We start from the raw sequence: 10,873 nt of genomic DNA, 5'->3' as shown, positions 1-10,873 counted from the left end.
GTTGGGTGGAATCAGGACATTCCCCCTCCCGCCTGCGGGAGGGGGTTAGGGGGTGGGCTGGCGCGGCATCTGCGCTGTTTTGCAACGGCTAAGTCAGAAGCTCGCTGCGCTCGCACCCACCCCTAACCCCTACCGTTTACGGGAGGGGAATGTCTTGGATTAGCCAAAATCCGCCAAGCCGGATCGATCAATTACCGACCGGCTGGCCATCCGTACGGCGCACCACGATGGTCGAGGAGCGTGGCTGCTGCCCCGATACCGGCCAGTTGCCGGTCGGATGCTGGATGTTGATGAAGAAGCTCTTGAGGTCCGGCGTATAGGCGATGCCGGTGATCTCGCAACCCACGGGACCGACCAGGAAGCGCTTGGATGCCTTGCTCGTCTGGTCGACATGGTACATCGAATTGTTGCCGAAGGCCTGGGTCATGTTGACCGCCGCACCGTTCAGCGTGCCCGCATTGCCGGTGAGATTGTGATCGGTCTGGACCCACAGGCGGCCCTGCGGATCGATGCGAAGGCCATCGGGGCTGGAGAAATAATCGCCGCTGATGTTTCCCTTCAGATTCGCTTCGGCCAGATTGGGATTGCCCGCCAGCAGGAAGACTTCCCAGGTGAAGCGGGTCGCCAGCGGCGAATCGCCATTTTCGCGGAACTTCAGGATATGACCGTGCAGGTTGGTCGTGCGCGGATTGGGGTTATCGGTGACGCGGCGGCCGCTATTGTTGGTGAGCGTGACGAAGATCGCCTGGCGGTTCGGCGCAACCGTGATCCATTCCGGCCGGTCCATCAGCGTGCCGCCGGCGACGCGCGCCGCCGACTGGGCGTTGATGAGCACATCGGCCGTACTGTTGAAGCTGACCGTCGTGGGGGTCGGCGGGGTGGTCGACTGGCTGACATTGCCCGGGTCGGAGGCATTGGCGAGCAGGCCATTCTGCCCCTGCACCAGCGCCCGCCATTCACCCGTGCCATCCGCGTTGAAGCGCGCCACATAGAGCGTGCCATAGTCGAGCATGTCGATGTTCGACGCGCGGTTGCCGGTGCTGTAGGCGCGGTCGGGCACGAATTTGTAGATGCATCCCGGCGTCGAATCGTCACCCATATAGAAGGCGACGCGGTTGTTGGCATCGTCCATATAGGCGGTATTCTCATGGGAGAAGCGGCCCATGGCGGTGCGCTTGGTCGGCGCGGCCAGCTCCTGATAGGGGTCGATCTCTACCACCCAGCCATAATTGTTGTTGGGCTGCGTCGGGTCGAGATAGTTGTTGGTCGTCTCCTCGCAGGTCAGATAGGTGCCCCAGGGCGTGCGGCCCGAAGAGCAGTTGTTGAGCGTGCCGCGGATGGTCGGGGAGAGCAGGCCCGCGGCGGGGCCGCCGACGCGATAGTCCGTGTTGCCGCTATAGCGCTTGTTGAAACGGGAGCCCGCCTTGACCGCGAACTTGCCGTCCGTGCCCTTGGCGACCTCCACGACGGAAACGCCCACCGCCGACAGGGCGATGGCCTTCTGGTCGGCCGTGGCGGTGGCGGCATTATAGGTGCCGCTGGAAAAGAGGATGTTGTAATCCGGCAGTTCATGGTTGATCGCCAGCAGGCCGCCGCTGTTGGGGTCGACGCCCGACAGTTCGAAAAATTCCATGCCGTCATGATTGCCGCCCGCCCAGAAATTGGTCTGGGCCGCGCTGCCGGGGAAGCTGCCGGGGGCATAGGCGGTGCCGGTTTCGACCGAGTCGCCTGCTTTCAGCAGCACATCGACGGTGTAGCCGGCGGGAACCGTGACCGTGTCGTTGCCGTTGATCGCGACCGGTGCGAAGTTGATGGCGTAGCTGGGCGCCGGGGCTGGCGCCGGCGTGGGCGTGGGTGTCGGCGAGCCGGAATCGTCATCGTCGCCGCAGGCCGTGAGCGCACCCAGCATCGGCAGCATGGAAAGGCCGAGCAGGCCGTTCTTCAGCACGGTGCGGCGCGCCGGATTGGCGGCAACGATCGATTCCAGGCTGTCTTCGCCGGCAGTGATCTTGGGCTGCGCATCGCGGAAAGCCGCGCGCGCCTCGTCGGTCAGATGAGACATGGATGAATACCCCTGTGTACAATCCGGGCTGTCGGCTGAACGCCGCGCCCTTGGCGACGGCGGCATGGCAGAGCCGCGTGACGACATGGCTGCAAAAGGGAGACGGATCGATGAAAGCCGTATGACCGGGCGGTGACAATCCCGGCTTCAGGCGGCGGAGAGGGAGGATTTCATGGCCGCAACGGGCAAACCCGCGCCCTAGAGCAGAGCGTTCACCTGCTCTATGAAGCGCAGCACGGAAATCGGCTTGGACACATAGGCCTGCGCGCCTGCCCCGCGAATCCGTTCCTCATCGCCATGGCCCGCATAGGCGGTGACCGCCATGATCGGCACCGACGACAATTGCGCGTCCCGCTTCAGCGAGATGATGAGGTCGAGCCCGCTGATATGCGGCAGGTGAATGTCGGTGATCACCAGGTCCGGATGGAATTCGCGCGCCTGCGCCAGCAGGTCCCGCCCGTCGCGCAGCGGCAGCACCTCATGCCCGTGCGCGCGCAGCAGGTCACAAAAAAGTTTGAGATTGAGTTCGTTGTCCTCGACAACGAGCACGCGCTTTGCCACCAGTCACCCGCGTTTGGAGAAATCCGCAAACATAATGGAAGTGCGTCCCCCTAGGCCCGCCCTTCGTTGAGATCAATCATGCGTCCCGACATTAACCATGGCAAGCAACATATCCCAGACGAGACCCGGGAGCCATCCGTTCTGGCCCTGATGGCGCTGGCCTGGACACTGGCGGACGATCGCCGCGCCGACCGGCTGCTGGCGCTGACCGGGCTGGACGCCGATACGCTGAGGAACGGCGTGGGCGATCCGGCGATATTGAGTGCGGTGCTGGGCTTCCTGGCCGATCATGAACCGGATCTGATCGCCTGTGCCGAAAGCATCGACAGCAGGCCGGAGGCGCTGATCGCCGCAAGGGAGTCCCTGATCGCATGACCCGCCCGCTGATCATCACCGACTGCGACGAGGTGCTGCTGCATATGGTGGTGCCCTTCCGGCAATGGCTGGACGAGAACCACAATGTCCATTTCGACATGCGTGAGCGCGGCTTTGGCGGGGCGCTGCGGCACAAGGACAGCGGCCAGCCGCTGGAGCGCGCGCTGGTGTGGGAATTGCTGATCGGTTTCTTCGATACGGAAATGCATCGCCAGACGCCGATCGCCGGGGCGGTGGAGGCGATGCGCCGCCTGAGCGGGATCGCGGACATCGTTGTCCTCACCAATATCACGGAGCGGCATCACCGGCAGAGGGAGGAGCAGCTCGCGACCCATGGCCTCCCCTTCACCGTCTATTGGAACCAGGGCGGCAAGGGTCAGCCGCTGGCCGCCATCGTCGCGGAGCGCCGGCCCAGCGTCGCCCTGTTCATCGACGACCTGGCCGAGCATCATGGCTCGGTGGCGGACCATGCGCCGGGCGTCTGGCGCCTGCACATGGTGGGTGAGCCGGAGATCGCCGGCACGATAGCCGCCGCGCCGCGGGCCCACGCCCGGATAGACGACTGGGCGGCCGCCGAAACCTGGATCGCGGCCCGATTGGCCGAGGGTCCGGCGCCCGAAACCTTACCGACCACTCAAGGAGCATCCGCATGAGCATCGAAGCCCGCCTGACCGAATTGGGCATCACCCTGCCCGCCGCCGCCGCGCCGGTCGCCGCCTATGTCGCGGCGGTGGAAGCGAACGGCCTGCTGCATATCTCCGGGCAGATCTCGCTGTCCGACGGCCAGTTGATGACGGGCCGGCTGGGCGAGGACCGCGACCTCGACTATGGCGTCAAGGCGGCGCGGGCCTGCGGTCTCAACCTGATCGCCCAGATGAAGGCGGCGCTCGGCAGCCTGGACCGGGTCGAACGGATCGTGAAGCTGGGCGCCTTCATCAGCAGCACGCCCGAATTCACCGACCAGCCCAAGGTCGCCAATGGCGCATCCGAACTGATGGTCGAGGTCTTCGGGGAAGCGGGCAAGCATGCCCGCAGCGCGGTGGGCGTGCCGGTGCTGCCGCTGGGCGCGGTGGTCGAGATCGACGCGATCGTCCTTGTCCGCCCGGCCTGACGCCTTCCCCTTCCTGATCGCCCGCCCCTTCGCCCATCGCGGGCTGCATGGGGGCCGGATCAGCGAGAACGGCATGGCGGCTTTCGCGGCCGCCATCGCCGGCGGTTTCGGCATCGAATGCGATGTCCGCCTCAGCCGCGATAATGTGGCGATTGTCTTCCACGACGCCGTGCTGCGCCGCATGACGGGCGAGAATGGGGCTGTGCAGGATCATGATGCCGGGGCGATAGACCGGCTGATGCTGCCGGACGGTGGCGGCGTTCCCCGCCTTCGCGCCCTGCTCGACCTGTGCGGGACGGACGTTCCGCTGCTCATCGAGATCAAGGTGGACGGACGGCATGTCGAACCGATCTGCGTGGCGGTTGCCGACGATCTCGCGCGGCGGCCCAAGACGCCGGCGGCCGTCATGTCCTTCAATCCCGTGGCGATGCGCTGGTTCCGGCGTCACCGTCCCATGGTCGCGCGCGGGCTGGTGATCACGGAGCAGGGCAAGCGCGGCTGGCGCGATAGAATCGGGCGCGCCCTTGCACTTTGGGCGGCGAAACCCGATTTTATCGCCTGTGACATTCGCGACCTGCCTTCCTCCTTATCCGTTGACGCCCGCCGGAGGGGCCTGCCCGTGCTGACATGGACGGTGCGTGGCGAGGAGCAGCGTGCCCGCGCGGCGCTGCACGCGGACCAGATCATCTTCGAGCGGTCGCATGACTGAGTGCGTGGCGCGCCTTGCCCAGGGCGTGGCCGAATTGCCGCGCGACGAGTGGGATGCCTGCGCGGGGGATGCCAATCCCTTCATGAGCTGGGATTTCCTGACGGCGCTGGAACGGTCCGGCAGCGTCGGCGGAAATAGCGGCTGGCAGCCCCTGCCGCTGGTCATCGACGGGCCCGATGGGCGGATCGCCGGCGCCGCGCCGCTCTATGGCAAGACCCATAGCCAGGGCGAATATGTGTTCGACCATGGCTGGGCCGATGCCTGGGAGCGGGCCGGCGGGCAATATTATCCGAAGATTCAGATCGCCGCGCCCTTTTCGCCGGTGCCGGGCCCCCGGCTGCTGCTGCGCGACGAAGCCCTCGCCCCGGCGCTGATCGCCGGGATCGAGGCGGTGGTGCAGCAGAATGAGCTGTCCTCCGCCCATGCGACCTTCATCGCGCCGGAGCAGGTGCCGCTGTTCGAGGCGGCAGGCTGGCTGATCCGGGAGGATAGCCAGTTCCACTGGACCAATCGCGGCTATGGCGATTTCGGCGACTTCCTGGCCGACCTGTCGAGCGCCAAGCGCAAGAATATCCGCAAGGAACGTGAAAGGGCGGTCGAGGGGCTGGAGATCGTCCACCTGACCGGCGCCGCGCTGACGGAGGCGCATTGGGACATATTCTGGACCTTCTACCAGGATACCGGCGCGCGCAAATGGGGGCGCCCCTATCTGACCCGCGCCTTCTTCTCCATGCTGGGGGAAAGCATGGCGGACCGGGTGCTGCTGGTGCTGGCGCTGCGGCATGGGCAACCGATCGCCGGCGCGCTCAACCTGATCGGCGCGGATACGCTCTATGGACGCTATTGGGGCTGTACCGAGGACGTGCCCAATCTGCATTTCGAGCTATGCTATTATCAGGCGATCGACGTCGCCATCGCCCGCCGGCTGAAACGGGTGGAGGCTGGCGCACAGGGCGGCCACAAGCTGGCGCGCGGCTATGCGCCGGAGCCGACCTTTTCCGCGCATTTCATACCCAATGCCAGCTTCCGCCGCGCCGTTGCCGACTTCCTGGCGGCAGAGCGGCAGGGCGTGCAGCGCGACAGGATGTGGCTGACCGAAAGGACACCCTTTCGAAAGGGCGAGGCACGGCCGGACTGATGCAAAGGGGCTGTGGGCAGACGGTCAGGTCCGATCAAAGGCGCCCCGTGCTCCTGCAAAGGCTGGAGAGTAGCCCCGTTATTTCCCGGTGGGATCATCGCACCGATCCGTTTGCATCGGCGCGGCCGCCCCAGGCTTTTGCCTTGTCGCCATTTCCGGGCGATCAGGCGATGCTTCTGCTGGAAATGCCTAGGCAGCCCGCAATTGCGTCGCGGCGATCAGCGCACGCGCCTGCCGCTGCGCTTCGGCGATTTCGCGCGCCGACATTTCCCCGGCCACTTCCGCGCGCATCGTCTGCCCTTCCTCGCTGCCCTTGAGCGCAGCGAGATTGAACCATTTATGCGCTTCGATCAGATCGACGGGCAGACCGCCCGTGCCACAGCTATAGGCGACACCCAGATCGAAACAGGCCTCCGCCGTTCGGTCGGCTGCCCCCGCGAAGCGGCTTTCCATCAGAAACTGCGCACTCTTCAGTCCATTAGCCATAACCGAATCCCCCTCATGGATTTCGACGCGATGGTTTTCGACGAGCGACAGGCTGCACCGGCAGCGGATAAAAAATGGTTAACGCGGCAGATACCATAGATCGGAGCCGCGATGATGCCATGGGCGGCAAAGGCAATGCCCCGCGAAGGCACTAAAGGGGTGGCGCGTCCGCGCGATTGTCCCCATAGCCACCGGCATGACCGATCAACGCGACGTCGCCGCAGCACAGCCGAAAAAGGACATAGCGTTCCATGAGTTCGTGATGCTCTGCGCCTGCCTGATGGCGATGAACGCGCTGTCGATCGATCCCATGCTGCCCGCCTTGCCCGACATCGGCCGGGATCTTTCGGTCCCGCACCCCAATGACCGGCAGTTGATCATCAGCGCCTATTTCATGGGATTGGGGGTTGGATCGCTATTGTTCGGCGTGCTGTCCGACCGATATGGGCGAAAGCGGGTGCTGGGCAGCGCGATGGCTCTGTTCATCCTCGCCTCCATCGCCTGCGCGGGCGCGCACAGCTTCGCCATGATGCTCGTCGGCCGGGCCAGCGCCGGCTTCTTCGCGGGGGCCAGCCGGGTGATCACCGTCGGCATCGTCCGCGACCGGTTCAGGGGCGATGCGATGGCCCGGGTGATGTCGCTGATCTTCGCCGTTTTCATGCTGATCCCGGTCATGGCGCCGACATTCGGCCAGGCGATATTGTGGATCGCGCCCTGGCGCTGGATCTTCTGGGCGCTCGCGATCCTGGCGACGGCCGTCCTGCTGTGGATGAGCATGCGCCTGCCGGAAACGCTGCTGCCTGAAAATCGCCTGCGCATGAGCGCGGGCACGATTTTCCGCACGGTCGGCACCATCCTGCGCACCCGCACCTCGATCGGCTATATGCTGGCGAGCGGCGTCGTGATGAGTGGCCTGATCGGCTTCATCCTCTCGATACAGCAGATTTTCTTCGACATATTCGGGGCGCAGAGGATCTTCCCCTTCGCCTTCGCTGCCATCGCCGGCAGCATGGGGATCGGCAGCCTGCTCAACAGCCGGCTCGTCTCGCGCTTCGGTGCGCGGCGGTTGAGCCAGACGGCGCTGCTCTGCCTGGTGGCGATCAATGTCACGCATCTGGCGGTGATCCTGACGGGGCATGAAACCATCGTCAGCTTCATGATCCTGCAGGCGGCGACGATGATGACCATTGCCTTCACCGCATCGAATTTCAGCGCGATCTCTATGGAACCCTTCGCAAGGGGCGCGGGCGTCGCCTCCTCCTTCCAGGCGTTCCTGACCACGGCCGTGTCGAGCGCGCTGGGCAGCCTGATCGGCCGCGCCTTCGACGGAACGACATTGCCTTTGACCCTGGGGCTAGCGGTGTTCGGCTCGATCTCCTTCCTGATCGTCGCCTGGGCCGAACGGGGCAATTTGTTCACGCGCCCCCATCATGGCGCGCTGCGCGATCCGGAATTCGAACCGCTGCACTGAAAAGGGGGCGGTGTGGCCGCCCCCCTTCGTCGATCAGGCGTCCCGGCCGCCGGGCGTATGCGCGCCCGGCAAAGGCGGCACGGGCTGAGGCGGAATGCCGGCATCCTGTTCGTGGGTTTCGATCAGGCCGCGTCCCACATGGCTCTTGCGATAGCCATAGATGAAATAAAGCACGAGGCCGAGGCCGCCCCAGACCGGCAGGACCAGCTGGGCATCGAAGGGCAGGTTGAAGAAGAGGAAGATGCAGCCGACGGCCGCCATCGGGGCGATCACCCACACCAGCGGCGTGCGGAAAGGACGGGCGCGGCCCGGTTCCTTCACACGCAACACCAGCACGGCGATCGACACCATGAAGAAGGCGAAGAGCGTGCCGGAATTGGAGATGTCCGCGAGCTGACCCACGGGCAGCAGCGCGGCGCCGATGGCAACGAAGACGCCGGTCACCATGGTGACGACATGGGGCGTCTTGAACCGGGGATGGATGCTGGCCAGCTTTTCGGGCAGCAGGCCGTCGCGCGCCATCACGAAGAAGATGCGGGTCTGGCCGAACATCATCATCAGGATGACCGAGGGCAGCGCCAGATTGGCGGCAAGGCCCAGGGCATTGCCCACCACGGTCCAGTTGATCTCACGCAGCACATGGGCGAGCGCTTCGTTGGAGCAGACAAGGTCCTTCGCATGGGCCGCGGTGGCGCAGGCGGCGGCGAAACCCTGCGATCCGGGCGCGACGACGGCGCCGTCCGGGCCGAGCACCGGCTGCGCGCCGATGGCGCCGATCGCGCCGCCAGCCACCAGCAGATAGAAGATGGTGCACAGCGCAAGGCTGCCGATCAGGCCGATGGGCACGTTGCGCTGCGGGTTCTTGGTTTCCTCCGCCGCGGTCGAGACGGCGTCGAAACCGACATAGGCGAAGAAGATCGAGGCGGCCGCGCCGACGATGCCCATGCCGCTTGTGCCTTCCGGGCCGAACCAGCCATTGGGCGCAAAGGGCGAGAAATTGCCGGTGTCCAGCACGGGCAGCGTCAAGAGGATGAAGGCGGTGAGCGCTGTCACCTTGATGGCGACGAGCACGGCGTTGACGCGAGCGCTTTCCGTGGTGCCGATCACCAGCAGAGCGGTGACGGCGAGCGCAACGACGATGGCGGGAATGTTGATGACGCCATGGGAGAAATCGGCATGCGGGATGAGGCCGTTCATCGTCCAGACGGGCCCCGCCGAAAGCGCCTGTGGCAGTTCAAGTCCGGTTATGCTTTTGAGCAATCCCATGAAATAGCCGGACCAGCCCACCGAAACGGCGCTGGCCGCGACCGCATATTCCAGGATCAGCGCCCAGCCCACCATCCAGGCGAGCAATTCCCCGACGACCGCATAGGTATAGGTATAGGCGGAACCTGATACGGGTACCATCGAGGCGATCTCGGAATAGCAGAGCGCCGCGAAGGCGCAGACGGCGCCCGCGATGACGAAGCTCCACATCATGCCCGGCCCAGCCTTCTGCGCGGCGGCGGCGGTCAGAACGAAAATACCGGTGCCGATAATCGCGCCGACACCCAACAGCGTCAGTTGAACCGGCCCCAGGGTACGGACGAGAGATTTCTTCTCGGCCGTGGCCAATATGGCATCCAATGGCTTTATGCGCCCGAAAATCATGGTGGAGCCCTTTATCTTTGAAGTCTTTTGCCCAGGCGACCGTTGCGGCCGCTCCCCTTTTGTGATGGAAACGGAGACTATCGCCTAATCCGCCGTGCGCAAGTATGTTGCGCATTCAGGACATGGTGCAAAAGCGGTTCCCATGACGATGTTGAGGAGTGAAGCGTGGTCGAGTTGCTGCGGGCTGCGGGTTTGGGCGACGTCCTGCACGGTTTCGCAGGGCGGCGCGGTGGCGTTTCGACCGGAATTCATGCGGGCCTGAACGTCGGACTGGGTTCGGAGGATGAACGGGACGCGGTTCTGCGAAACCGGGATCTCGCCCGCGACGCGCTGTTGCCGGGTGCAGCGCTAGTGACGGTCCACCAGGTTCATTCGCCCGATGTGGTCACGGTCACGGCGCCTATCGAAGCCGACGAACGGCCCGCAGCCGATGCGATGGTGACCGATCGGCCTGGTTTGATATTGGGGATTCTCACTGCCGATTGCGTGCCAGTGCTGTTTGCCGATGCTTCCGCCGGAGTCGTTGGCGCGGCGCATGCAGGGTGGAAGGGTGCCTTGGGCGGTGTCACGGATCGTACGATCGAGGCGATGGAGGCGCTGGGCGCCGCACGCGACCGGATCGCCTGCGCGATAGGGCCCTGCATCGGGCGCTCATCCTATGAAGTAACCCTGGATTTCGCAGAGCGCTTCGCGGCGGCGGATGCGGAAAATGATCGCTTCTTCTCAGCAGGGCGCGAGGGGCATTGCCAGTTCGACATCGCCGCCTATGTAGCTGCGCGGCTGGCAGATGCGGGAATCGGCCAGATCGAACTGCTGGACGAGGACACCTATGGCCAGCCGGACCGCTTTTACAGCTACCGCCGTTCCTGCCATCGGGGAGAAGCCGACTATGGCCGGCAGATTTCGATGATCGCGTTGCAGGATTAGGAGCGGGAATCGGCCGCCCAAAGGACCGTGGCGGGATTCAAACCTCCGCGCACGCCTGCCGTGCGATTTTGCGGCGGAACGCTATTTGGAGAACAAGTCACGCATATCAGCGCAATGAAAGTCCAACACCGATCCGAAAGATCGATGGGACATGTTCATGGCTGATGAAATGGTATTTGAATTGCGGCCTCTGGTTGCGGGAGTAGGATTTGAACCTACGACCTTCAGGTTATGAGCCTGACGAGCTACCGGGCTGCTCCATCCCGCGACACTAGAGATCGCTGCGGAGGCCGCATTTATTGCGAATGGGTTAATGTGAAGCGCGAGCTATAATGCCTGGCGACGCCCTACTCTTCCGGGGCTTGAGCCACAGTACCATCGGC

General features: G+C 64.6%; 12 protein-coding genes and 1 tRNA gene. 8 read left to right on the top strand and 5 right to left on the bottom strand.

Going from position 1 to position 10,873, the window contains the following annotated elements:
• Positions 1–187 precede the first annotated feature (187 nt).
• Complete coding sequence (locus K7W03_RS25180) at positions 188–2,062, bottom strand: PhoX family protein (protein ID WP_222887621.1); 1,875 nt, start codon at positions 2,060–2,062, stop codon at positions 188–190.
• A gap of 2 nt (positions 2,063–2,064) precedes the next feature.
• Between K7W03_RS25180 and K7W03_RS28140 the strand changes: the two genes are divergently transcribed.
• Positions 2,065–2,187: a hypothetical protein gene (locus tag K7W03_RS28140; protein WP_255308956.1), complete on the top strand. Its 123-nt coding sequence runs from the start codon at positions 2,065–2,067 to the stop codon at positions 2,185–2,187.
• 73 nt (positions 2,188–2,260) lie between these two features.
• Here the strand turns inward: K7W03_RS28140 and K7W03_RS25175 are convergent, their stop codons facing one another.
• On the bottom strand, positions 2,261–2,623 hold the full coding sequence (locus K7W03_RS25175; protein WP_170825584.1) for a response regulator: 363 nt from the start codon (positions 2,621–2,623) through the stop codon (positions 2,261–2,263).
• A gap of 78 nt (positions 2,624–2,701) precedes the next feature.
• Here K7W03_RS25175 and K7W03_RS25170 point away from each other — a divergent pair, with 78 nt between their 5' ends.
• The 5 genes from K7W03_RS25170 to K7W03_RS25150 are packed head-to-tail and all read left to right on the top strand — an operon-like array spanning position 2,702 to position 5,956.
• Positions 2,702–2,998, top strand: a complete 297-nt coding sequence (locus K7W03_RS25170; protein WP_044661152.1) for a DUF3572 domain-containing protein — start codon at positions 2,702–2,704, stop codon at positions 2,996–2,998.
• Entirely contained in the window at positions 2,995–3,651 is a 657-nt protein-coding gene (locus tag K7W03_RS25165) for an HAD family hydrolase (protein ID WP_193666695.1), read from the top strand. The genes K7W03_RS25170 and K7W03_RS25165 overlap by 4 nt, the downstream gene beginning before the upstream one ends.
• A complete protein-coding gene (locus tag K7W03_RS25160) occupies positions 3,648–4,109 on the top strand; it encodes a RidA family protein (RefSeq protein WP_061934318.1) in 462 nt (153 codons plus the stop codon). Before K7W03_RS25165 ends, K7W03_RS25160 begins: the two co-directional genes overlap by 4 nt.
• Entirely contained in the window at positions 4,093–4,818 is a 726-nt protein-coding gene (locus K7W03_RS25155) for a glycerophosphodiester phosphodiesterase family protein (protein WP_044661149.1), read from the top strand. Before K7W03_RS25160 ends, K7W03_RS25155 begins: the two co-directional genes overlap by 17 nt.
• Positions 4,811–5,956 carry a GNAT family N-acetyltransferase gene (locus K7W03_RS25150; RefSeq protein ID WP_222887619.1) on the top strand — a complete coding sequence of 382 codons (1,146 nt, stop codon included), beginning with the start codon at positions 4,811–4,813 and terminating at the stop codon, positions 5,954–5,956. Before K7W03_RS25155 ends, K7W03_RS25150 begins: the two co-directional genes overlap by 8 nt.
• 189 nt (positions 5,957–6,145) lie before the next feature.
• Here the strand turns inward: K7W03_RS25150 and K7W03_RS25145 are convergent, their stop codons facing one another.
• The gene (locus K7W03_RS25145; RefSeq protein WP_044661147.1) at positions 6,146–6,442 is read right to left on the bottom strand and encodes an SEL1-like repeat protein; all 297 of its coding nucleotides are present in this window, start codon (positions 6,440–6,442) and stop codon (positions 6,146–6,148) included.
• Positions 6,443–6,638: 196 nt separating this feature from the next.
• Between K7W03_RS25145 and K7W03_RS25140 the strand changes: the two genes are divergently transcribed.
• Complete coding sequence (locus tag K7W03_RS25140; RefSeq protein ID WP_048577862.1) at positions 6,639–7,913, top strand: multidrug effflux MFS transporter; 1,275 nt, start codon at positions 6,639–6,641, stop codon at positions 7,911–7,913.
• Positions 7,914–7,946: 33 nt separating this feature from the next.
• Here K7W03_RS25140 and K7W03_RS25135 read toward each other — a convergent pair whose 3' ends face one another.
• On the bottom strand, positions 7,947–9,563 hold the full coding sequence (locus K7W03_RS25135) for an amino acid permease (protein WP_061934326.1): 1,617 nt from the start codon (positions 9,561–9,563) through the stop codon (positions 7,947–7,949).
• A gap of 165 nt (positions 9,564–9,728) precedes the next feature.
• Here K7W03_RS25135 and pgeF point away from each other — a divergent pair, with 165 nt between their 5' ends.
• Positions 9,729–10,490, top strand: a complete 762-nt coding sequence (pgeF, locus tag K7W03_RS25130; protein ID WP_222887618.1) for a peptidoglycan editing factor PgeF — start codon at positions 9,729–9,731, stop codon at positions 10,488–10,490.
• Between the two features lie 191 nt (positions 10,491–10,681).
• Here the strand turns inward: pgeF and K7W03_RS25125 are convergent.
• A tRNA-Met gene (locus K7W03_RS25125) sits at positions 10,682–10,758 on the bottom strand.
• Positions 10,759–10,873 lie beyond the last annotated feature (115 nt).

Origin of the sequence: Sphingobium sp. PNB (assembly GCF_019873065.1) — a bacterium.
Taxonomy (GTDB): domain Bacteria; phylum Pseudomonadota; class Alphaproteobacteria; order Sphingomonadales; family Sphingomonadaceae; genus Sphingobium; species Sphingobium fuliginis.
Note: the sequence above shows the minus strand (reverse complement) of the source record. Positions and strands in the feature narration are given on the sequence as shown.

Excerpts from the sequence above, each read along its gene's own strand:
- K7W03_RS28140 (WP_255308956.1), top strand. The coding sequence starts at position 2,065 with ATGAATACCCCTGTGTACAATCCGGGCTGTCGGCTGAACGCCGCGCCC.
- K7W03_RS25135 (WP_061934326.1), bottom strand. The coding sequence starts at position 9,563 with ATGATTTTCGGGCGCATAAAGCCATTGGATGCCATATTGGCCACGGCC.
- K7W03_RS25160 (WP_061934318.1), top strand. The coding sequence starts at position 3,648 with ATGAGCATCGAAGCCCGCCTGACCGAATTGGGCATCACCCTGCCCGCC.
- K7W03_RS25145 (WP_044661147.1), bottom strand. The coding sequence starts at position 6,442 with ATGGCTAATGGACTGAAGAGTGCGCAGTTTCTGATGGAAAGCCGCTTC.
- K7W03_RS25180 (WP_222887621.1), bottom strand. The coding sequence starts at position 2,062 with ATGTCTCATCTGACCGACGAGGCGCGCGCGGCTTTCCGCGATGCGCAG.
- K7W03_RS25170 (WP_044661152.1), top strand. The coding sequence starts at position 2,702 with ATGCGTCCCGACATTAACCATGGCAAGCAACATATCCCAGACGAGACC.
- K7W03_RS25165 (WP_193666695.1), top strand. The coding sequence starts at position 2,995 with ATGACCCGCCCGCTGATCATCACCGACTGCGACGAGGTGCTGCTGCAT.
- K7W03_RS25140 (WP_048577862.1), top strand. The coding sequence starts at position 6,639 with ATGACCGATCAACGCGACGTCGCCGCAGCACAGCCGAAAAAGGACATA.
- K7W03_RS25150 (WP_222887619.1), top strand. The coding sequence starts at position 4,811 with ATGACTGAGTGCGTGGCGCGCCTTGCCCAGGGCGTGGCCGAATTGCCG.